This is a genomic window from Coprococcus eutactus (assembly GCF_001404675.1).
Taxonomy (GTDB): Bacteria; Bacillota; Clostridia; order Lachnospirales; family Lachnospiraceae; genus Coprococcus; species Coprococcus aceti.
The window spans coordinates 51,271-74,800 of record NZ_CYXU01000001.1 but is presented as its reverse complement, the minus strand read 5'-3'; the positions used below and the strand labels follow the sequence as shown (position 1 = coordinate 74,800).

General features: G+C 46.0%; 20 protein-coding genes, 1 tRNA gene and 1 riboswitch. All 21 genes read right to left on the bottom strand.

Annotated features, from left to right (window positions below):
* Nucleotides 1–31: 31 nt before the first annotated feature.
* The gene (gene purB, locus ARA78_RS00345) at nucleotides 32–1,486 is read right to left on the bottom strand and encodes an adenylosuccinate lyase (RefSeq protein ID WP_055279814.1); all 1,455 of its coding nucleotides are present in this window, start codon (nucleotides 1,484–1,486) and stop codon (nucleotides 32–34) included.
* 324 nt (nucleotides 1,487–1,810) lie between these two features.
* Nucleotides 1,811–3,286 (bottom strand): amidophosphoribosyltransferase, encoded by a 1,476-nt coding sequence (purF, locus tag ARA78_RS00340; RefSeq protein ID WP_015533265.1) that lies wholly within the window; start codon nucleotides 3,284–3,286, stop codon nucleotides 1,811–1,813.
* 389 nt (nucleotides 3,287–3,675) lie between these two features.
* Nucleotides 3,676–5,031 carry a phosphoglucosamine mutase gene (glmM, locus tag ARA78_RS00335; RefSeq protein WP_055223692.1) on the bottom strand — a complete coding sequence of 452 codons (1,356 nt, stop codon included), beginning with the start codon at nucleotides 5,029–5,031 and terminating at the stop codon, nucleotides 3,676–3,678.
* A gap of 19 nt (nucleotides 5,032–5,050) precedes the next feature.
* Entirely contained in the window at nucleotides 5,051–5,965 is a 915-nt protein-coding gene (locus ARA78_RS00330; RefSeq protein ID WP_022216588.1) for a diacylglycerol/lipid kinase family protein, read from the bottom strand.
* Between the two features lie 39 nt (nucleotides 5,966–6,004).
* Nucleotides 6,005–6,682, bottom strand: a complete 678-nt coding sequence (gene queC, locus ARA78_RS00325; RefSeq protein ID WP_055143853.1) for a 7-cyano-7-deazaguanine synthase QueC — start codon at nucleotides 6,680–6,682, stop codon at nucleotides 6,005–6,007.
* A 99-nt stretch (nucleotides 6,683–6,781) separates the two neighbouring features.
* On the bottom strand, nucleotides 6,782–7,375 hold the full coding sequence (gene folE, locus ARA78_RS00320) for a GTP cyclohydrolase I FolE (protein ID WP_022216590.1): 594 nt from the start codon (nucleotides 7,373–7,375) through the stop codon (nucleotides 6,782–6,784).
* A gap of 1 nt (nucleotide 7,376) precedes the next feature.
* On the bottom strand, nucleotides 7,377–8,081 hold the full coding sequence (gene queE, locus ARA78_RS00315) for a putative 7-carboxy-7-deazaguanine synthase QueE (RefSeq protein WP_022216591.1): 705 nt from the start codon (nucleotides 8,079–8,081) through the stop codon (nucleotides 7,377–7,379).
* Nucleotides 8,082–8,143: 62 nt separating this feature from the next.
* Nucleotides 8,144–8,563 (bottom strand): 6-carboxytetrahydropterin synthase QueD, encoded by a 420-nt coding sequence (queD, locus tag ARA78_RS00310; protein ID WP_055279813.1) that lies wholly within the window; start codon nucleotides 8,561–8,563, stop codon nucleotides 8,144–8,146.
* 201 nt (nucleotides 8,564–8,764) lie between these two features.
* The gene (gene thrC, locus ARA78_RS00305; protein ID WP_022216593.1) at nucleotides 8,765–10,252 is read right to left on the bottom strand and encodes a threonine synthase; all 1,488 of its coding nucleotides are present in this window, start codon (nucleotides 10,250–10,252) and stop codon (nucleotides 8,765–8,767) included.
* A 236-nt stretch (nucleotides 10,253–10,488) separates the two neighbouring features.
* Nucleotides 10,489–11,346, bottom strand: a complete 858-nt coding sequence (locus ARA78_RS00300) for a 3D domain-containing protein (RefSeq protein ID WP_055273648.1) — start codon at nucleotides 11,344–11,346, stop codon at nucleotides 10,489–10,491.
* A 310-nt stretch (nucleotides 11,347–11,656) separates the two neighbouring features.
* Nucleotides 11,657–12,625: a tRNA dihydrouridine synthase DusB gene (gene dusB / locus ARA78_RS00295; RefSeq protein ID WP_022216595.1), complete on the bottom strand. Its 969-nt coding sequence runs from the start codon at nucleotides 12,623–12,625 to the stop codon at nucleotides 11,657–11,659.
* A 48-nt stretch (nucleotides 12,626–12,673) separates the two neighbouring features.
* Nucleotides 12,674–13,441 (bottom strand): type III pantothenate kinase, encoded by a 768-nt coding sequence (locus ARA78_RS00290; protein WP_015533274.1) that lies wholly within the window; start codon nucleotides 13,439–13,441, stop codon nucleotides 12,674–12,676.
* A gap of 37 nt (nucleotides 13,442–13,478) precedes the next feature.
* Nucleotides 13,479–13,844, bottom strand: a complete 366-nt coding sequence (locus ARA78_RS00285) for a DUF6145 family protein (RefSeq protein ID WP_015533275.1) — start codon at nucleotides 13,842–13,844, stop codon at nucleotides 13,479–13,481.
* 8 nt (nucleotides 13,845–13,852) lie between these two features.
* Nucleotides 13,853–14,608, bottom strand: a complete 756-nt coding sequence (dapB, locus tag ARA78_RS00280; protein ID WP_022216597.1) for a 4-hydroxy-tetrahydrodipicolinate reductase — start codon at nucleotides 14,606–14,608, stop codon at nucleotides 13,853–13,855.
* Nucleotides 14,609–14,820: 212 nt separating this feature from the next.
* Nucleotides 14,821–15,705 carry a 4-hydroxy-tetrahydrodipicolinate synthase gene (gene dapA / locus ARA78_RS00275; RefSeq protein WP_022216598.1) on the bottom strand — a complete coding sequence of 295 codons (885 nt, stop codon included), beginning with the start codon at nucleotides 15,703–15,705 and terminating at the stop codon, nucleotides 14,821–14,823.
* Nucleotides 15,706–15,792: 87 nt separating this feature from the next.
* Nucleotides 15,793–15,965, bottom strand: a riboswitch (Lysine riboswitch).
* A 301-nt stretch (nucleotides 15,966–16,266) separates the two neighbouring features.
* Nucleotides 16,267–16,899: a single-stranded DNA-binding protein gene (locus ARA78_RS00270; RefSeq protein ID WP_015533280.1), complete on the bottom strand. Its 633-nt coding sequence runs from the start codon at nucleotides 16,897–16,899 to the stop codon at nucleotides 16,267–16,269.
* Nucleotides 16,900–16,981: 82 nt separating this feature from the next.
* A complete protein-coding gene (locus ARA78_RS00265) occupies nucleotides 16,982–17,788 on the bottom strand; it encodes a TrmH family RNA methyltransferase (protein ID WP_055279812.1) in 807 nt (268 codons plus the stop codon).
* Nucleotides 17,789–17,814: 26 nt separating this feature from the next.
* Nucleotides 17,815–21,399 carry a DNA polymerase III subunit alpha gene (locus ARA78_RS00260; protein WP_055273650.1) on the bottom strand — a complete coding sequence of 1,195 codons (3,585 nt, stop codon included), beginning with the start codon at nucleotides 21,397–21,399 and terminating at the stop codon, nucleotides 17,815–17,817.
* A gap of 11 nt (nucleotides 21,400–21,410) precedes the next feature.
* Nucleotides 21,411–21,956 carry a DUF5662 family protein gene (locus ARA78_RS00255; protein ID WP_015533282.1) on the bottom strand — a complete coding sequence of 182 codons (546 nt, stop codon included), beginning with the start codon at nucleotides 21,954–21,956 and terminating at the stop codon, nucleotides 21,411–21,413.
* A 74-nt stretch (nucleotides 21,957–22,030) separates the two neighbouring features.
* A tRNA-Thr gene (locus tag ARA78_RS00250) sits at nucleotides 22,031–22,103 on the bottom strand.
* Nucleotides 22,104–22,132: 29 nt separating this feature from the next.
* On the bottom strand, nucleotides 22,133–23,413 hold the full coding sequence (locus tag ARA78_RS00245) for a DUF4143 domain-containing protein (protein ID WP_022216601.1): 1,281 nt from the start codon (nucleotides 23,411–23,413) through the stop codon (nucleotides 22,133–22,135).
* Nucleotides 23,414–23,530 lie beyond the last annotated feature (117 nt).

Sequence of the window (23,530 nt, the reverse complement as noted above, 5' to 3'; positions counted from 1 at the left end):
ATTTAATCTATATACATTTTAATTCAGATCTTTATACATTGATCTCCGCAGTAACACCGAGGATATCCTTGTTCTCATCGAGGATAGGCTGAATGACCTCTGAAAGGAACTCTCTTGTCTGCTCAGGAGCACGACCTACGAAGTTCTTTGGCTCAAGGATAGATACGATCTCCTCCTTTGTCATACCAAAATCAGGGTCTGCTGCGATACGGTCAACGAGATCATTCTCTCTTCCGTACTTCTTGACCTGCTCACCAGCAAGCATTGAGTACTCTCTGATTTTCTCATGAAGCTCCTGACGGTTGCCGCCACGCTTAACAGCATCCATCATGATATTCTCTGTTGCCATGAATGGAATCTCCTTCATGAAGCACTGATAGATAACCTTGTCATATACCACAAGACCATCAACAACGTTCAGGTACAGATCAAGGATTCCATCAACTGCGAGGAATGCCTCTGGAACTGAGATACGCTTATTTGCTGAGTCATCCAGTGTTCTCTCAAACCACTGTGTTGCGGCTGTGATAGCAGGATTGAGCGCGTCGCACATTACATAATTGGCAAGTGATGCGATTCTCTCACTTCTCATTGGATTTCTCTTGTATGCCATAGCTGATGAACCGATCTGGTTCTTCTCAAATGGCTCCTCTATCTGCTTTAAGTGCTGGAGAAGTCTGATATCATTTGAGAACTTGTGTGCACTCTGTGCGATGCCTGAGAGCACATTAAGAACTCTTGAGTCGACCTTTCTTGAATATGTCTGGCCTGATACAGGATAGCACTCAGCAAATCCCATCTTCTCAGCGATCTTTCCATCTATCTTTCTCACTGTCTCGTGATCTCCTCCGAAGAGCTCAAGGAAACTTGCCTGTGTTCCAGTTGTTCCCTTTGATCCGAGAAGCTTCTGCTGGCTGATCATGTACTCTATATCAGAGAGGTCAAGGAGCAGCTCCTGCATCCAGAGTGTTGCACGCTTGCCGACTGTCGTTGGCTGTGCAGGCTGGAAATGTGTAAATGCAAGAGTTGGAAGATCCTTGTACTGATCTGCGAACTTTGCCAGCTCATTTATAACATTGATGAGTTTCTTTCTGACAAGCTTTAATGCCTCTGTCATAACGATAACATCTGTGTTATCGCCTACATAGCAGCTTGTTGCTCCAAGGTGGATTATTCCTGCTGCCTTAGGGCACTGAACACCGTATGCATATACGTGGCTCATTACGTCGTGACGAACCAGCTTTTCTCTCTCTCTGGCAACATCATAGTTGATGTCATCAGCGTGAGCCTTGAGCTCCTCGATCTGCTCATCTGTGATTCTTGGATTGCCGTTCTCGTCCTTGAGACCAAGCTCCTTCTCTGTCTCAGCAAGAGCTATCCACAGCTTTCTCCATGTCTTAAACTTCATATCAGGTGAGAAAATATACTGCATTTCCTTACTAGCGTATCTTTCACACAGTGGGCTTTCGTACTTGTCCTTACTCATGTCTTTACCTCTTTCTTCCTGTAGTCTCCCGCATCTGCCAGCTGACAAATGCTTTTATATCTTATCACACAACTATTATACATGGGTTTCAGATTATTTCCATGCTTTTTTTGCATAAACCAGAAATTCGGAATCAATATCTGCTTTTCCGCTGATATGATTCCGAATTTTTACAATTTTTGTCTTGCGACAAGTGCGCACTTTCGTGCGCTATCACCAGGACTCCTCCCGCTTATGCGGGCCCCTCCTCATGTCTTATCTTCCGACAAGTGCGCACTTTCGTGCGCTATCACCAGGACTCCTCCCGCTTATGCGGGCCCCTCCTCATGATATAATATGAGACTCCGATCCTCTCTTGAAATCCTCGTGGTCGCCTCTGATGTCCTCTGTAGGCGGTTTCATCGGATATTGGCCGCTGAAACATCCATGGCAGTACTGTCTTCCGCCTGAGAGCTCAGGAAGCCTCTCCATCTTCAGGTACGCCAGAGAGTCGGCACCTATGATCTTGCATATATCATCTACAGACCTGTTGTATGCTATGAGCTGCTCTCTGTCCGGAATGTCAGTTCCAAAGTAGCATGGATACAGGAATGGAGGTGAACTGATCCTTACATGGACCTCAGTCGCTCCTGCCTCCCTGAGCATGCCAACTATTCTGTCACTCGTAGTTCCACGAACTATAGAGTCATCTATCATTATGACACGCTTGCCATTTACAGCCTCCTTAAGGACGTTCAGCTTAACACGCACGCTGGACTCTCTCTGGCTCTGCTGTGGCTTTATGAATGTTCTTCCCACGTATCCATTCTTGACAAATGCCGTTCCATATGGAATACCCGATTCAAGTGAATAGCCCATGGCCGCTGCATTTCCCGATTCAGGAACTCCAACTACCACATCAGCGTCAACCGGGCTGTCCTTTGCAAGGCATCTTCCGGCTGTGATACGCGAATCGTACACAGACATTCCATCTATGACTGAATCAAGTCTCGCAAAGTATATATACTCAAATATACATCTTGCATGCTGCTCCTGGCACATGTTCTTGTACGACTGGATTCCATACTCAGGTGATATGGTTACAACCTCTCCAGGCTCCACATCCCTGACAAATTCGGCACCTATTGTATCGAGCGCACAGCTCTCAGATGCCAGTATGTATGCGTTATCACGCTTTCCTATACAAAGCGGTCTGAAACCAAATGGATCTCTGGCTCCAATAAGCTTTCTAGGACTCATGATGACAAGTGAATATGATCCCCTTACTTTCTTGAGAGCTCTAGTGACAGCCTCCTCAACGGAACCGCACTTAACTCTCTCCCTGGCTATATGGTAAGCTATTACCTCAGAATCAATTGTAGTCTGGAATATAGCGCCTGTGAGTTCCAGCTCACGTCTAAGCTCAGGAGCATTTACCAGATTGCCGTTGTGTGCAAGTCCCAGAGTTCCCTTTACATAATTGAGAACCAGTGGCTGTGCATTCTCTATAGTGCTGGCACCGGCTGTTGAATATCTCACATGACCCACACCGATATTTCCCTTTAGCTTGCTCAGTGAATCAGGTGTGTACACCTCATTCACAAGACCCATGCCCTTTAAGGAGCTGACCTTGCCCTTAGGACCAGCAGTGTCTGACACCGCTATACCACAGCTCTCCTGTCCACGGTGCTGCAATGCAAACAGACCATAATAGATCGTGTTCGCCACATCATTTCCATCGAAATCATAGATACCGAAGACTCCGCACTCCTCGTGCATCTCGTCCTCGTCATAATAATGGGATCTTAAACATTCGTTCATAAATATATGCCTCTCATGTTATATTATTGTAACTGTCACGGCCACATAATTCTCATCGTATGTCTGGTAACAGTCATATCTTTCACCACATAAAACTTTATCTGTTTTACCACAACATGTCAACAGATAAATTCTATCATTTTTAGGATTATACCCCACTTTTTTCATGCATTTTCACCAACAGCAGTATATTTCGCAAGTATTTATCTATTTAAACTTGAGAAAATCCACATCTCTCTGTCACAACCTCGCCTCACCGGTCGCGCTGGGCTTCTCTCCTGACGCGGCAGGTTACCACATAGTCCTTCCGGCTTCCACCTGGAATTGAAAAAAGCCCAAAAGATACAAATTTTACGTACTTTGTATCTTTTGAGCTTTTATACCACTCTCTACTCCACTGCGTATCCCTTTGCCTTTATGAGATCCACCATCTTGTATACATACTTCTCACACAGCTCATCTGTGGCTGCCTCGACCATAACTCTGATGACAGGCTCTGTACCGCTCTGTCTGAGAAGAAGTCTTCCGTCGTCTCCAAGCTCTGCTGCTATCTCATCGTTCAATTTCAGCACATCAGCATCGTTCATGACTGCATCCTTGCTTGAAACTTTGACATTCACAAGGAGCTGTGGATATATCGTCAGGCTGTGGAACAGCTCTGAGAGCTTGACCTTACGTCCAAGTATAGTCTCCATGATCATCAGTGAGGTGAGGACACCGTCACCGGTTGTTGCATACTTGGAGAAGATGATATGTCCTGACTGCTCGCCGCCGATGGAATGTCCGTGCTCCATCATATTTTCGAACACGTACTTGTCACCGACTGCCGTCTTCTCATAGTTGATGCCCTTCTTGTCAAGTGCTTTGTAAAGTCCAAGGTTGGACATGATAGTTGTGACGATGGTATTGTTGTTCAGCTCGCCCTTATCCTTCAGATAACGACCGCAGACATAGAGTATCTTGTCTCCATCCACGATCTCGCCCTTGTCGTCCACTGCAAGACACCTGTCCGCATCACCGTCAAATGCAAATCCCACATCAAGTCCCTTCTCCTTGACAAATGCCTGAAGCTTTTCAATGTGTGTTGAACCACAGTCTGTGTTGATGTTTGTTCCATTTGGCTCATTGTTGATGACATATGTCTTTGCTCCGAGAGCGTCATACACCGACTTTGCAACCAGATATGACGCACCATTTGCACAGTCAAGACCAATTCTCATTCCCTTGAAAGGTCTGGTAGGGATCGTGAGCAGATAACCTATATATCTGTTTCTTCCCATTGTGTAGTCGGTGGTCTTACCGATGCTGTCCTTCTTTGCAAATGGTATCTCGCCGAGTTCTCCGTCTATATACTGCTCGATCTCATTCTCGATGGCAGCCTCAAGCTTGTAGCCCTGACCATTGATTACTTTGATTCCATTGTCATAGTATGGGTTATGGCTGGCTGAGATCATGATACCGCAGTCAAAATCACCTGTGCGGACTATATAAGACACACTAGGTGTAGGCGTTACATGCATCAGGTATACATCAGCTCCGCTGGCTGTAAGTCCCGCAACCAGGGAATACTCGAACATGTAGCTTGAAAGTCTCGTATCCTTTCCGATGACGACATGAGCCTTTCCATCCTCATGCTGCTTGCCATAGTAGTAGCCAAGGTATCTTCCAACCTTATAGGCATGCTCCACTGTAAGGTCTACATTTGCCTCGCCTCTGAATCCATCTGTTCCAAAATATTTACCCATTGTAAAATCCTCGATTCTATTATTCTATAACCTCATCCTGCTCGCTTTCCTGAACGACCAGAAGATCTATCGCTCTCCTGTGGATGTGTATCTTGGTCTCCTTATATTCTCCGCCGAACTCACCATCACATGTCCATGCAACCGGATCCTCTGCATCAAACTTAACCCTGTGAGCCCTGAATGAAACCATGCTCCTCTCATTCACATCACCTGTAAGGAGTGCCCTGACCACTCTCTCCAGATCAGCCGGTGTCTTCATTGTCCTTATCAGTACTCCCTCAAAAAGTCCGTCATCGAACTCAACTCCTTTTCGGGTTATACTCTTAAACCCTCCAACGGATACCGAGTTGGACACCATACCGAATATAAACTCGCCTTCCTGCTCGTCCCCGTCTATTGTAACCTTCATCTTGTAAGATGGTACATTTGCCAGGCTTTTTATCCCCTGCAATACATATGCCGCATGTCCAAATATATTCTTCATATTCTGCGGCGTTGCATATGATGTATCTGAGAACATTCCAAAAGCTGCGACATAAACAAAGTTCTTGTCGTTCAGACTTCCTATATCTATGGAGAACGGCTCTGCCTTCACTATCATCTCAGCCGCCTCAACCGTCTCTCTCGGTATGTCCATGCTCCTTGCAAAGTCATTGGTGGAGCCACACGGAATATATCCAAGTGGAACCCTTATCCCGCTCTTCATATATCCTGTAACTGTGTTGCCCAGGGTTCCATCGCCCCCCGCACATACGATCACATCGTAGTTTGCGCCTTCCTCCTGAACAATTCTCTCTGCATCATCTGCCGATTTCGTAAGATATGTCCTGACCGCATAATCGTTGTTGCAGAACACTTCCAGCACATCCACCAAAGAATTCTTCAGAGTAGTCCTACCCGCTTTGGGATTCATGATGAACAGCATATTCTTCATACTTTCAATAACACAACCTTTCCCTTTGATACTGCTTATTTACTTGTGATCCTCCTTGTACTTCATGTACAGATCATACCCCTTCTTGCGGAGCTTGCATGACGGACAATGTCCGCAGCCCTCGCCCTTGATGCCATTGTAACATGTGAGTGTCATATCTCTGATAACATCCAGTCCGCCCAGCTCATCAGCCATCTTCCATGTCTCCATCTTATCGATCCACATCAATGGTGTTATTATATCAAACTCGTAGTCCATTGCAAGGTTAAGTGTTGTATTTAACGATTTGATAAATATATCCCTGCAGTCCGGGTATCCTGAGAAGTCGCTCTGGGACACTCCTGTTATTATATCAGATATTCCCCTCTGTTTGGCAAATATTGCTACAAATGTAAGAAATACCATATTTCTTCCATCGACAAATGAATTCGGCGTACCCTCCTCAGGTGCATTTTCGTCAACCTTCATATCTGTTCTTGTCAGTGAATTTGGCGCAAGCTGGTTCAACAGGCTCATGTCGAGTATGTGATGCTCCACTCCGAATTTGTCCGCGATCTCCTTAGCACACTCAAGCTCTAACGCATGTCTCTGTCCATAGTCAAATGATACGGCGTACACTTTCTTATACTTCTTGAGTGCCCACAACAGACACGTTGTGCTGTCCTGTCCTCCACTGAATACTACAACTGCCTCATCCTTATTCTTCAAATTCTGCATAATCTCATCCTCCATATATAATCAAATATGATATTCCAGGCCGCATTATAACAGTCCCGTATAAACCAATTCACCATTATCAATTCAGTGTATCGATGACTATCTTCCCGCATTGTACATCATCAGCAACTTGTTCTGCAGAGCTGTGTCGCTCTCAAATCTTCCCCTGAGAGTGGTCGTCATGGTCTTGCTTCCCGGTTTCTTGATGCCCCTTGCCGTCATGCAGCTGTGATGTGCCTCTATCATGACCGCCACGTCCTCAGTTCCAGCAGCCTTGGATATGACGTAGGCTATGTCCGAGCCTATCCTCTCCTGGAGCTGAAGTCTCTTCGCCACCATATCCGCAATCCTCGCTATCTTAGAAAGTCCGAGCACTCTTCCATTTGGAATGTATGCGACTGACACCTTCATGTCGTACATAAGCGCCATGTGATGCTCACAGTAGCTGAACACCTCTATATCCTTGACAAACACCATGTCACCGGCCTGCCTTGCCACTCCGTCCTCAGCAAATGTCTTGCCGAACATCTCGGCCAGCTCGTCATTGGTGTAGTTCATTCCCTCAAATACTTCCTCGTACATACGCGCAACCCTGTCAGGAGTCTCTACAAGTCCCTCCCTGTCAGGATCATCTCCAAGGGCAATCAATATTCCTCTTACGTGTTCCTTTATAGCCTCTTTATCTATCGCCATCTTATACACCTCTTTCTTCCGGATCCCAAATGAACTTGTGAAGCTGTAACTGAAGCTTCACATCATTCATATCGTTCTCGATCATAAAATCCACTATATCCGCAGGATCTATGCTGCCATACACAGGACTGATGAATACTCTCGTCTTCTCATCCAGCGCATACTCCCTAACTATCTCAAAACATTTTTCCAGATCCTCCTGTGAACCGACCACAAATTTCACCGAATCATTCTTGTCTATATAGTTATAATTTGCAAGGCACATGTCATTCTCCATGCCGCTGGATGGACATTTGTAATCCAGCGTGTACGATACATTTCCCCCAAGAGCCTTGAACTCTGCGATATCCACACTTCCATTTGTCTCGATCTCGACCCTTACATCATCCTCCAGCTCAAATGCAAGGAGCAACTTATCTATGTCCTTCTGTATCAGCGGTTCCCCACCTGTCAGGGTTACATTCTTCACCTTTGTTCTTCTGACATAATCGATGATCTCATCCTCGGTGAGTTCCTCATAAGGAACACCTGCCTCATTTGCCCACTTGGTATCGCAGTAACCGCAATCAAGATTGCATCCCGCAAATCTTATGAACACGGCAAGTTCTCCGGCTCTTGCAGCCTCACCGTTGATACTTATAAATCTCTCTACTACTCTGTATGTGCTCACGACTGTATTTCCTTTCTTCCGGTGTATATTCTCCATTCTCTCACATCTTCCAGATTTTTAGACCTGCCAGCTTCTCACCGGAATCCTATCATATATATTTACTCACAATAAGAAGCCACGTTGTTCGGTGTCTCATACACACTTGCCTCTATGACCTTGTAGCCCCGGCCTGCCATCTCATCGTATATATACTTTGCGAAGTTCTCAGCAGTAGGTCTGAAATCAACCTTCACGATTCTCAGATTTTCCGCCAGCAGCGCATCCTCCGTCGCCTGCTGCAGGCTTCCCGTTTCCATGATAAGGCTGTGGTCAAAGTGATCCGCAATCTCCTTCAGATCCTTCTTCAGATTGGAGAAATCAACCACCATTCCTCTGTTCTGTGTATCGCTCTCAAGAGTCTCCGCACCGACCTTGATCTCCACCGTCCATCTGTGTCCGTGGATATTGCTGCATTTGCCGTCATAATCTTTCAAAAAATGGGCGCTGTCAAAACTTGCCTTTGTCTTTAACTTATACATAACTCCTCCTATAAGCATCCAACTGTTCACCACAAAAAAAGACCAGAATAGGACATTCTGATCTTCTTATGTCCTAGTTTTGTTTAGTGACAGGATGGTACTAATGAACTGTCAATCTATAATATTGTATTTATGCTTTATTCGTATATTATATCTGCCTATTTCCTATCAGATATACCAGCGTATGTCTCTTACTATGCTTTAGATATTAAGGAATCCCTTAACCTCTGCAAGCATATCCTCCTTGTCACATACTGTGTCGTGGAGAACCTTTGCTGATCTGATATCCTCTATAGCCTGAGGTACCTTTACGCCTGAGAGCTTCTCAAGCTCGTCGACAAGCTCAAAGTCTGTCTTGGAATCATACTCAGCGTCTATAGCGTTCATAACGCTTCTTGTGAACTTGTATGGGCTTGCTGTTGACGCGATGACTGTAGGTGTCTTATCTCCTGTCTCTGCCACATACTTTTCATATACTGTAGCCGCAACTGCTGTATGTGTATCGATGATATAATCATCTGACTCATATACCTTTTTGATGGTAGCTGCTGTCTCTGCCTCTGTTGCATATCCACCATAGAACTCAGCAAGCTTTGCCTTCATATCGTCTGTGATGGTGTACACTCCATCTGTTGTGAGTTCTTTCATAAGCTCTGAGTTCTTCTCAGCATCATTTCCAGCAATCTTGTATATCAATCTCTCAAGGTTGCTTGAAATGAGGATATCCATCGATGGTGATGTTGTGAGTATGAACTCTCTGTTTCTATCGTATGTTCCTGTCTGGAAGAAATCAAACAGAACCTTGTTGTCATTTGATGCACAGATGAACTTTGCGATTGGAAGTCCCATCTCCTTTGCGTAGTATGCAGCAAGGATATTACCAAAGTTACCTGTTGGAACATCCACGTTGATCTTGTCGCCAGCCTTGATGGTTCCGTCTGCAACAAGTCTTGTGTAAGCGTATACATAGTATACCATCTGAGGAACAAGACGTCCGATGTTGATGGAGTTTGCTGATGAGAACTGATAGCCCTTCTCATCCATGTACTTTGCAAGCTCAGCATCTGAGAACATCTTCTTCACACCTGTCTGGGCATCATCAAAGTTACCTGTGATACCAACAACAAATGTATTGTCACCCTTCTGTGTAACCATCTGCTTCTCCTGGATTGGGCTTACACCGTGCTTTGGATAGAACACGATGATCTTTGTTCCAGGAACATCTGCAAATCCTGCAAGGGCAGCCTTACCTGTATCACCTGATGTTGCTGTGAGGATGACGATCTCATTCTTTACGCCATTCTTCTTTGCTGATGTTGTGAGAAGATATGGAAGGATTGAAAGTGCCATATCCTTGAATGCTATTGTTGATCCATGGAAAAGCTCAAGATAATATGCTCCTGCCTTATTCACAAGTGGTGCTATAACCGGTGTATCAAACTTTGAATCATATGCTGAATCTATACAATGCTTAAGCTCAGCCTCTGTGAAGTCTGTGAACATAAGCTTCATAACCTCGTATGCAACCTGCTGATAGTTCATCTTTGCAAGATCTTCCAGAGACACATCAAGTGCTGGTATAGAATCTGGTACAAAGAGTCCCCCCTCATTAGCAAGTCCCTTAAGTATAGCCTGTGATGCTGTTGCTGTCTCATTTGCATTTCTTGTGCTTCTGTAGATAAGTTCCATTTGCCAATCTCCTTAATAAATATATTTAAACATTTCGTTATGTACTAAACTCAAGAATCACCTGTATTCTTACAAATAATCGTGTGCATTATAACACAGCATTTTATAAAAAACAAGCTATAGCCCGCCTCATTCCTGCGACTTTTCCAACACTTTCCCAACACTTATCTCACTGCATTTAAAAACCCGCCTTACGGCGGGTCTTTAATATATCTGTATACAATTTCTGCTTTTTATTACTTTACATATACATCATAGTAGCCTGTTGCGAAGTTAAGAGCTGCCTGATGGTTTGAGAAGTAGATATCAAGATGATTGCCATTGATAGCTCCACCTCTGTCCTGAACTGTGTATGTATGACCATCAACTATAAGCTCTGTACCAAATGCAAAGTTACTTGGCGCTGCACATGTCACACCCTCGACTGCAGGTGCGCCTGAAGCTGTTGTCGGGTTATCCATGTTGCTGTACTCACCGCAGCAGATTGGACATGGACAATATGCCGTAATCCAGAATGTTCCGAGATATGTACCTGATGTCTCACCATTCACATAGATAACCTTATCATCAGGAAGTCCATCTGTTGACTTCTCTGTTGATGGATCAACTGATATCTGATCGTCAGGAAGTCCTGCTGCTGACTTATCCTTATCCTTAACCTTCATCTGTGTGGTAGGCTCTGACTTTGTTGTATCTGCTGCCTGCTGTGCAGCCTCTGTTGCACGAGCCTCTGTTGTGCTCTCCTGAACTCCACCGCTTATGGCTGAAGTCTTCTTAACTGTCTTCTTGCTTGAGAGGGCTACTGAACCAGTCTTGTTGACATCTGACAGAGTACCATCTGCCAGTGCAACTGATGATGTTGCCTCTCCATAGTCTGCTGTGTTGTCTGCGTATAATGTATTACCTGCTGCTGCGATCGACACTCCCTTGCCCTTGGATGAAACCATGCTGTCATCTGATGCGATAACTGCGTATGATGAAAATCCAACTGCCAGGAGTACTGCTCCTATGCTAATCTTCTTTACGTTCCTTTTCAGTGATGTCTTCATTAGTTTCTGTGATTTCATACGTGATGAATCTGAAAACTTTTGCATAACCTTTTCTCCTTAATTTCTTTACGGTTTCAGAATTGTTACAAAACCGTTAAAATTTAACTCATGACGCTATTATAATCTCTGTCAAAAGAAAGGTCAAGCAAAGTGGATATTTTTGTAAATCATGCACAACTCGCATAAAATCTTTAATTCCGTTAATGTAAACATGCAACATTTTAAAATGCCATTTTTGTGCATATTTTACATTTTAGTACCGTAACATTTTTGAAACAAATCAGCATCTTGTATATTTTTACTTTAGAGTTTTTAATAAAATCTTTGTTTTCTGTTACATTTTTTTGTTTTTATGTTAACTCACAATGACTTTTTCAGGTGCGCTGTCAGCCCATCTACAGAGCAGTTCCTCAAGCTCCTCGTAAGTCTCAACCTGGTTCACATTGCTCCTGAGCTTTGCCGAATCATACATTCCGACTGAGTACCATGCCACGTGCTTTCTCATCTCATGGATACCTGTGTACTCACCCTTGAACTCAACCATGAGTCTCGCATGTCTCAGCATCATATCCTTCACTTCATATATGTCAGGCTTGTCCGGCAGCTCGCCATGCTCGTAGTAGTATTTCATATCGCGGAATATCCACGGGTTGCCCCTCGCACCTCTTCCTATCATAAAGCCGTCACAGTTCGTCTGCGCCCTCATGTCTATGATGTCCTGAGGAGTGTTTATATCGCCATTGCCAATGATCGGGATGATGCACGCCTCCTTCACCCTGGCTATGACGCTCCAGTCCGCATGTCCCTGATAATACTGCTGCCTTGTCCTTCCGTGCACCGCCACAGCGGCAGCCCCGCTCTCCTGGGCTATATGTGCTATCTCAGGCGCATTTATATGCTCTGAATCAAATCCGCTTCTTATCTTGATGGTCAGCGGTATACTTATAGCTTTTGCCATGGCCTCGACTATCCTTCCAACAAGAACCGGATCCTTCATCAGCGCAGATCCCTCTCCATTGTTGACCACCTTCGGCACAGGGCAGCCCATATTTACATCTATGAATGAATAACCGTTGCTCTCTATCCTCTTTGCCATCTCCGCCATGATCTCAGGATCAGAGCCAAAGAGCTGCAGCCCAAATGGCTTCTCCCGCTCATCCATAGCCAGAAGCGGCTTCGTGTTCTTATTTTTATAATATATTGCCTTGGCGCTCACCATCTCGCTGTACAGGATATCACAGCCCTGTTCCTTGCATAAAAGACGAAATGGCTGGTCACATACACCAGCCATCGGCGCCAGGATCAATTTATCTCTGAAATCCATAAATTTCTCCATTGCTTCTATAATAATATATAATTTGCAAAATTCGACTTATTTCTGCTTGTCCATGATAAGTCTGAGTCCGTGAAGTGTGAGATCCGGATCATACACATCTATGCAGTCCGTGTTCTCATATATCATCTTTCCAAGTCCGCCGGTAGCCACGACCTTCATGTTGTCGTATCCTGACTCCTTGCGCATTCTCTTCACTATATACTCTGTCTGGCCAATATAGCCCATGCACACACCGGCCTGCATACTGGATATCGTGTCCTTGCACAGTATCGTCTCAGGCACCTTTATCTCTATCTCAGGAAGCTTGGCTGTTCCCGTCCACAGAGCATTTGCAATAAGCCTTATACCCGGCGATGTGACCTCAGCCTCAAACACGCCATCGGCATTGATGAGGTCGTACGTTGTGGCAGTTCCAAAGTCCACCGTGAGAACCGGTCCGCCATACATGTGATAAGCCGCAACTGCGTCAACTATTCTGTCAGCTCCAAGCTGCTTCGGGTTTGGCAGCGCTATATTGATCCCCGTCTTTATTCCCGGCTCAACTATGAGTGGTGTTATTCCAAAATATTTCTTTATGCCATTCACCAGGGAATGCATGATTTTCGGAACAACCGAAGCGATTATAACTTCATCTATAACATCAGTTGACAACTGTCTCATTCTGAGCCAGTCGCACAGAAATACTCCGTACTCATCCGATGTTCTCGATATCCCGGTGGTCATCCTGAAGGTCTTCTCCAGGCGTTCTCCGTCAAACAGTCCTATCGTAATATTTGTATTTCCAGCATCAATAGCAAATAACATGCCCTTTTTTCCTTCCTGATCTTCCAATTATTTTATATCATTCATTTACAAGACTGTTAATGTCAACACCCTGTATAAATATCTTATAGAACAGCTCCAGACTCTGGAACAGCTCCTTCTTTTCATTCTGCAGCTTCTTGACCTTGAGTCCGCATCCTATGTCGTCAAATAACAGGTCATCCTCAAGTGCCCTCGTCTGTATCTTCAGATTGCCGGCGTCGTCAAACACCAACATAAATATTCCTCCGACCTCCTGTGTAAACGCTCCACACATGGCGTGAAGCTCGTCCTTTATCTCATCAGGAAGCTTTGAAAATTCCTTGTTCAGATAAAACTTCTGATTATATATCGAGCTGGCGCACAGAACAAGCTCGCCATCCTCTGTCCTGGTTGAAATCTCCATAACCGCTCCTATCCTATAACGTCCGCCATATCGTACATTCCTGCAGGCTTGCCCTTGAGGAACTTTCCTGCCTCAACAGCACCCTTTGCAAATACTGACTTGGAATATGCAGTGTGCTTGAACTCTATAACCTCATCAATACCTGCAAATATCACCTCATGCTCTCCAACTATAGTGCCGCCTCTGACAGCAGAGATTCCGAGCTCCTTCTTATCTCTCTTCTTTCTCACCTGGCTTCTGTCGTACACATACTCATACTGCTCATTGCATGCCTCATTGATTGAATCAGCAAGAGCAAGAGCTGTTCCGGATGGAGCATCCACCTTCTGGTTGTGATGCTTCTCAACTATCTCTATATCATATCCGGCTGGTGAGAATACCTTCGCAGCATCCTTCAGAAGCTTCATGAGTGTATTGATTCCCAGTGACATGTTCGCTGACTTGAGTATGGCAACCTTTGCACTGCACTCCTTTACCTTTGCAAGCTGCTCATCTGAGAGACCTGTTGTGCAGAGAACTATAGGAGTCTGTGTCCTCACACCGTAATCGAGGAGCTTGTCAACAGCTACAGCCGCTGCAAAATCTATGATGACATCAGCCTCGACATCGCAGGCATCTATATCTGTAAATACCGGATATCCGTTATCCCTGTTGTCCACAACATCTATTCCCGCTACGATCTCGGCATCAGGATCGCCTGCAACGATACCTGTTATTACCTGTCCCATCTTTCCATTGCAACCATGCATTATGATCTTTACCATGTCTGTCTATCCTCCATATATATAAGCTTTGTCATTTGTTGTCGTCTTTTGTGTGGTCTATGCACGCTGACATGCGCATATATTTCAACATGTACTCCATTTTACACATTTGCTGTCCATTGTGCAACGTTTATATCCACCTCGACAAATAAAAATGTCTGCAGCCAGTTGAGACCGCAGACATCTGTATTGTTTCTATGATAATTACAGTCCTAGAGAACTCCGTACTCTTCCATTGCCTTCTTGAGCTTCTCCACGTTCTGTGGCTCCATCTCAGTGAGCGGCATTCTCATTGTTCCATCACACATACCAAGAAGCTCTACAGCCTTCTTGACAGGTATTGGATTGACCTCGCAGAACAGTGCGTTGCAGAGGTCGATGGCCTTAAGCTGAAGATCAAGGCTTCCCTGAACATCTCCGTCAAGATATTTCTGAACCATATCGTGTACGTCCTCAGGGATTATATTGGCTGTTACTGAGATAACTCCCTTTCCGCCAAGTGAGAGAAGAGGTACAACCTGATCGTCATTTCCTGAGTAGATATCTATGCATCCCTTTGAAAGACTTGCAAGCTTTACGACCTGGCTTATATTGCCTGAAGCTTCCTTGATACCGACAATGTTCTCAACGTTCTGTGCAAGATATACTGCTGTCTCCGGCTGGATATTGCAGCCTGTACGTGATGGCACATTGTAAAGGATTATAGGCACATTTACTGAATTTGCAACGGCTGTGAAGTGTGCGATGAGGCCCTTCTGTGTAGCCTTGTTGTAGTATGGTGTAACCACGAGCAGACCGTCCACTCCGTAGCTCTCTGCCTCTGTTGAGAGATATATTGCTGTTGCAGTACAGTTTGAACCTGTTCCTGCTATTACCTTTATTCTGTGATCAGCGAACTCTACACACTTCTTCACGCACTCAAGATGCTCCTCGTGTGACAGTGTTGAAGCCTCGCCTGTTGTTCCGCAGATAACTATGGCATCCGTCTTATGTGCTATATGAAACTCCACGAGCTCCTTGAGCTTATCATAATCCACATCTCCATTTTCAAGAAATGGTGTTACAAGTGCAACTGCTGAACCGGTAAAAATTGACATATTGTCGTCCTCCTTAAAAATAAATAGTCGATACAATATAGCATAAAAATGGGCTGGCAAAAAGCCAACCCATAAAAACATCTCATTCTTACAAGTAGCTCTCCATCCTCAGATGACAGTCATACAGTTCTTAACTGCACAACCAGCAACAGATCCTGTGGAATATCCATCACTTCGGCGGTCTTCCCTTTCGTCAGGCATCTTCTGCATCCACATGCATCAGCCTGCTTAATCATTAATCCCGCGCCTCTACTATATTGTATTCAGTTTAATCTTAGATAGTGCTACTATATCACCGCATCCAGGCCATGTCAACCATATATTTTACTGCATGCTTCACGAGGATTTCTCCCACTAACGTGGGTCCCTCCTTATGAAATGTTGTGCAGGCGCATTCCTATGCGCTTTGCGCGGCGCCTGCATGCTTCACGAGGATTTCTCCCACTAACGTGGGTCCCTCCTTATGAAATGTTGTGCAGGCGCATTCCTATGCGCTTTGCGCGGCGCCTGCGTGCTTCACAAGGGTTCCTCCCACTGACGTGGGCCCCTCCTTATGAAATATCATTCAAGACATTCCATCTTGCTCACAGACACCTCGTATGCCACCTTGCTGATCACCTGGTCATTGTCGATACGCTTCTGATACTCCCTGCTCTGGATCCTTCCCCAGATGGCCACATGCTCTCCTACCTGGAGTTTTCCGGCAAATCTCGCATTTCTGCCCCAGCAGATACATGGTATGTAATCGCTCTTGCCGTATGCTCTGTTGACCGCCAGCAGCACATCCGCGATCTCCCTTCCAAGGGGCGTCATCCTGTACACAGGTGCCTTACATATGTAACCGTCAAGATAGATCTGATTTGGTCTGTTCTCCTCCTCAGCATCATCCTCGTCGATGGTCTCGATCTCTCTCACAAACACAGACAGTATAAGGCGGTTTCTGGTCTCCTCATGCTTGTTGTATGACCTGAACTGTCCCTTTGCCATGATGCGCTCCCCTATGTGGGATTCGTTCACATCGAACAGTCTGTCAGACACCATGAGCGGAATAGTATCGTAAGCATCGCTGAGTCTGCTGACGATGAGATCCACCATATAGAAGCCCTCGCCAAATATCTCGTGGCTGAACACGAACTCTGATGCTATCTCTCCTGCCACCACTACCTGATTGTTGTTTAATGTTTTTTCAGTCATATTTTCTCCCTCCGTTATAACAAACTTTTGCATACTTTAAAAGTTATGCCACGCAGTACAAAAATATGCTGTCTTGTTTAATCTAGTTTTGTCGGTCTCTCTTTCGCTGTCTCATTACCTCATACGACAAAAGAGTCGCCGATATTGCAGCGTTCAGCGATTCGACTTTGCCCTCCATCGGAATCCTGAGAAGTCTGTCGGCTCTGCACGCCACCTCATCCGTCAGGCCATTTCCCTCATTTCCTATGAGGAACGCCACCCTGTCCGGGAATCCTATGTCGTAGAGATCGTCGCCGTCCAGATGTGCTCCGTACACCACAACGCCTGACCGTCTCAGCTCCTCCACGATCCCGGGCAGGTCATCGCACATGACAAATGGCACCCTGAATATGGCACCCATCGTCGATCTGACTACCTTCGGATTGTACGGATCGCATGAACCTTTTCCTATAAGCACGGCGGTCACACCTGCTGCCTCTGCGCTTCTGAATATAGTTCCCATATTTCCGGGATCCTGGAGCGTATCCAGCACAAGAAATGTCTCTCTGTCATTCCTGCCGAGCACGGAATCAAGCTGATAATGCATGCATTTCACCACAGCCATACACCCCTGTGGAGTCTTGGTCTGTGACACCCCTGCGAACACTCCGTCGCTGAGTATCCAGGTATTCCTGCCATCAAGCACACCCATGCTCTTGAATTCATCCCTGTATTCCTTAAGCGCACTCTCCGACAGATACACCTCCTGAACATTCTGAAGCGGAAGCTCCCTGAACATGCGTATCCCCTCGACCACGAACACGTCTCTGTCCTTTCTGAGCTTTGCATCCTTGTTCAGCTTATTAAGTTCTTTTATCCTCGGATTACTGTTTGCTGTAATTACTTCCACTTTTTTCTCCTTTTGCGGTATTTCTGTCACACTTTTCTGAGCAATACCCTGTCTTTGCCGTATTCCATCTGGAGCGCGTACACCACGCCGGAATTCTCATCCACACAGAATCCCCGGCCCATATTCTTCGCCTGTCTGGACTTCTTGAGCTGCACGTACACTGGACATGTGCCCTTGTACTCCTCAAGGATCGACATAAATGCAGACTCGTTCTTCATGTATTCGTCCACATCATCGAACAATACCCAGAGCTGGCTCTTGCTCTGAACAGGCTTCTGTCTGTTGTTCCATGGCTTCCCCGACTGAAAGCTCTTGCCACCTTCTGCCTCCTCAAAGCTTATCATATCCGACAATATGAGCTTGTTTTCCTTCTCACCGAGATTCGCCCTGCCCCTGACAAACACTCTGGAATCCACCAGAAGTCTGTCCCTGAACTTCTCGAAATCCCTCGGGAATACTATAACCTCGACCTGTCCGACCAAATCCTCTATCGTCACATACGCCATATTCTGATTGTTCTTGGTGAGCTTCACCGTCACCCTTGATATGAGTCCGCCGATGACATACATTGCATTGTCCTGAAGCTTCTGTCCATCTCCGTCACCCTGATCCCGGCTCATCTCATCGTCATCCTCGGTGTCCACCACGAAATCCGTCGCCTGAGCCGTGCATGTTCTCTGCATAAGCTCGATATATTTGCCAAGCGGATGTCCCGATATATACACTCCGAGCACAGACTTCTCAAGCGCCAGCTTCTCCTGATCCGAATACTCCTCCACATCAGGGTAAGGTACAAGATTGCTCTGCACAAAATCGTCTCCCATCAGGTCAAACAGAGACATCTGCCCGGACTCCCTGCTCTTTCTCTCCCTTGCTGCTTCCTCCGCTATGGCCGGAAGAGCCATCATCATCTGCTTTCTGTTTGCTCCCATATCATCAAATGCACCGCTGAGTATCAGAGCTTCCACAGTTTTCTTATTTGTATCCTTTGAAGGCATCCTTGTGAGGAAATTCCTGAGATCCTTAAACGGTCCATTCTTGGTTCTCTCCGCCTCTATCCTGTCGACAACAGCGCCTCCGACACTCTTGATACCGGAGAGGCCGTATCTTATCTTGCCGTTGCTTATGGAGAACTTTGCCACTCCCTCATTTATATCCGGAGGGAGCACCTCAACACCCATCTGCTTGCACACGCTTATATACTTTGCAACCTTGCCATTGTTGTCAATTACCGATGACATCAGCGCAGCCATGAACTCCACCGGATAGTAATACTTCAGGTACGCTGTCTGCGCCGCAAGTACCGCATATGCCACGGAGTGGGACTTGTTAAATGCGTACTCCGCGAACTTCATCATCTCGTCAAATATCTTATTTGCCACGGTCTCCGAGATTCCATTTGCCACACATCCCGGAACATTGAGCTCCTTGTTGCCGTACACAAAGTTATGACGCTCCTTCTCCATCTCCTCAGGCTTCTTCTTCGCCATGGCTCGGCGCACAAGGTCACTTCTTCCCAGCGTATAGCCCGCCAGCTTCATAACGATCTGCATTACCTGCTCCTGGTAAATGATACATCCGTAAGTCGGCTCAAGTATCTCCTCAAGCTCAGGGGTATCATAGTGAACCAGCTCACGGTTCTCCTTGCCCCTGATGTAGTCGTCTATGAACTGCATAGGACCCGGTCTAAACAGAGCAACACCGGCAATTACATCGTCCAGACTCTGCGGCTTCAGCTTCATCATGAAGTTTCTCATGCCCTCACTTTCGAGCTGGAACATACCCTCGGTCTTTCCCTGTCCCATGAGTCCAAGTATATTCGGATCATCGTAATCTATATTGTCTATGTCTATATCCTTGCCTGTTGTCTGCTTGACCAGCTTGACTGTATCCTGCACAACAGTCGCCGTACGGAGTCCCAGGAAGTCCATCTTGAGCATTCCCAGATGCTCCACCGTGTTCTTCTCAAACTGGGTTACCACCGCGCCCTCGGCTCCGACTGACAAAGGCGCGTACTCCTCTATGGCTTCACGGCCTATAACCACTCCCGCCGCATGCATTCCTGCATTTCTAGGGAGTCCCTCAAGCTTTCTGGCTATATCCACAAGCTTCTTGATCTCGTCCGAGCCCTCGTACATATCCCTGAAATCCTTGCTCGTCTTGAGTGCTATATCTATAGTCATATCCTTCTCTGCAGGTATTGCCTTTGCAAGGGAATCACACACCGCATACGGGAGATCCATGGCTCTTCCAACGTCTCTTATGACGTTTCTTGCGCCCATGGTCTGATATGCTATTATCTGTGTCACGCACTCCTCGCCATATTTCCTTACACAGTAGTCGATAACCTCCTGACGTCTGATATAACAGAAATCTATATCAATATCCGGCATGGATACTCGCTCCGGGTTCAGGAATCTCTCGAAGAGAAGGTTGTACTGCAAAGGCTCAATTGTCGTTATATCCAGACAGTAAGCAACCACACTGCCAACCGCCGAACCTCTTCCAGGTCCAACTGCGATTCCCTGCGATTTTGCAAAATGAATGAAATCCCACACTATCAGGAAATAATCCACAAATCCCATGCTCTTTATGACAGACAGCTCATAATCTATTCTCTGTCTGACCTCGTAGCCGTGGGTTCCCTCGGCCATCTTACCGGACTCCTCATATGTAAGTCCGTACTTTTTCTCCATACCCTCATATACCAGATGATCCAGATATTCCTCCGCGGTATATTCCTCCGGCACATCGAATCTCGGAACCTTCTGCTCGCCAAATACGATATTCACATTACACCGCTCTGCGATCTTATGTGTATTCTCCAGAGCCTCCAGGGCATATGGGAACAGCTCAGCCATCTCCTCCTTTGATTTGAGGTAGAACTGACCTCCCTCATAGCGCATTCTGTTCTCGTCCTGAACCTTGTGGTTAGTCTGTATACACAGGAGAACATCATGTGCCTCCCAGTCCTCGGCATAGATGTAGTGCGAATCATTTGTCACGACCATAGGGATACCCAGTTCCTTTGACAGACGCATGATCCCCGCATTCACAGTTGCCTGCTCAGGTATTCCGTGATCCTGCATCTCCAGAAAATAGTTTTCCTCGCCAAATATATTCCTGTATCTTATCGCAGTCTCCTTCGCACCGTCATAGTCGCCCTTTCTGAGCTTTGTCGCAACCTCACCGGCAAGACAGGCGCTGAGCGCTATAATTCCCTCATGGTACTTCTCCAGCACCTCCATATCGACCCTCGGCTTATAGTAAAAGCCCTCGGTAAATCCTCTGGTCACGATCTTGGACAGATTGTGATATCCCAGATCATTCTCCGCCAGAAGGACGAGGTGATAATATCTGTCATCACCCTTTCCAACTTCCCTGTCAAATCGTGATCCCGGACTGACATACACCTCACATCCGAGAATAGGTTTTATCCCCTCTCTGAGACAAGTCTCATAGAACTCTATAACACCGTACATGACGCCGTGATCCGTTATTGCGAGGGAATCATATCCCAGTTCCTTTGCCCTGCGCACAAGTCCGTCTATCTTCGCCGCACCGTCCAGCAGACTGTAGCCTGTATGCACATGCAGATGTGTAAACTCCATATGTCTCCTCCTTATTTGTTATGCAGTATCTCCCGCCTTATATAGTCAAATGTATAATCTTCGCCCTTCTCAGCCAGAGTCGTTAGCATGTCCTCCAGCAGATCCGCCGATTCAGGGTGCAGATGATGTCTGGATCTGCCCCTCAGATAATACTCAAGTGGAAATGAATCCGTATACTTATCACCATTATAATTCTTGCTGGCAGCCACCCTGTCGCAGAACATCTCCACAACGTACTTCTCCGGCATGCGCATTCCCACCAGCTCCACACAGTTCCTGTCAACACTGTAGTCTACCCAGTATTCCAGATGGTGCTTGTTTCTTCCCTTGTGGTGCAGCCATGCGCTTGAATATCCCTTGCTCTCGCGCTCCGCATCATTCGGGCTTCTTGTTCCCTGATAATACTTTGCCCCGACTGAGAACTCAGTCCACGAATACTTTGACAGATCGTGCACAAGCCCCTGCCAGTATAATCCGCACTTAAAGCAGTTATGCATGACCATTCTCTTATGTCTGTTTATGGTTTTCAAATGTCTGTACCATTTTGGAGCATCCATATCATCCCGTCCTTTCCCACTGAGTACAAAAGGCTGCCGCAAAAACTTTTGCAGGCAGCCTTCCTCAATATTGAAGCCGAAAAAGGGACTCGAACCCTCGACCCACGCATTACGAATGCGTTGCTCTACCAACTGAGCTATTTCGGCATCTATAAATTACTACCATACGCTATCGGTTAGAAACACCAGATACCATATAGCGGTATATTTACCAATCCTTTATCGACAAACATGTCATCTGTAGATATCCTCACTGAAGTCTGATTGTCATATCTCTGTTTGAATACTCTGGAGCTCTGGGCCTTGGTGTGCGGACTTGTCTGAACATCCACTGGAATGACCTCTCCATCGCCCTCATACACGAAATCAACCTTCGCTGTGGCCGATGAGATCCAGAAATACAGATCACCGATACTCCTGTTCACATACAGCTCTGCAAGAGCGTACTGCTCTGCTATAACTCCATCCATCATATCAAGAACATTATCTGTGTCAATATCCTGAACCAGAATACCAGCCATGACCCTGAGCAGACCATGATCAAGATGATACAGCTCAAATGACTTGTCATCCTTCTGGTTTGCCAGAGGAAGCACTCCATTCCTGACTCTGTACACCTGACGCACAACGCCCATCCTGACGATCTGATCAACTGACGCCTCGTACTCCCTGGCACGGGCCTTCGGATCAACGTATCCATACATGAACTTCTTGTTCTCCTTGGTAAGCTGAACCGGAATACTATTCCATATCGCCATGACCTTGGTAAGATATCTCTTCGGAGTGGAGTTTATCAGATATTCAGTAGTTCTGTCAAGTATAGACTTCAAAACCACATCAACTCTTCTGAGATCTCCTGTCTTATAATATTCATCCACCGCCTCCGGCATTCCTCCGGTCACGAAGAAAGTCTCAAGCATTGTCTGGACGCTGTCCCTGACCTCATCCGGCATCGGTGTGATCTTCTGGTTCTCTATAAATGCACAGAGCTTTCTGCCCTTTCCCGCTTTCAGGAATTCCTCAAAGTTCATAGGCATCATCTCATATACGCATATGTCATCCTGGCACTCTTCCTCTCCCGGGATTGGTCCACAGGATGTCGCAATGACACAGATCCTGCAGTCAGTATTATATCTGCTGTACTCAACAAGGTTGCCGAGCAGTCCCACACAGTTCTGCGCATTGTCAAATATAAGAAGCTTATCCTTGAAATCATACTTGTCAAGCGACGTTGTAAGCTTGGCATGAAGCTTCTCCGGTCTCCTCTCCTTTGCTGCATATGCGGCAAAGTCCGGATACTTGTCCATATCTATTATTATATGATCCTCAAAAAATCCCATGGCAAAATCAGCCACAGCCCATGTCTTGCCAACAAACTTGCCACCACGGACAACTGCAATCTTATCCGCTCCGGTCTCATACCATGTTGCAAGGTCATTCATAACATTTCTAAACAAGCATCTCACCTCGATTCGACCACTTTTTCCAAATCTATTATAGGATACCACTAAAAATTTGCAATGTAAATAGTTAAACCCATATCATTGCACTCTCTGATTTTTTATCACTTTATA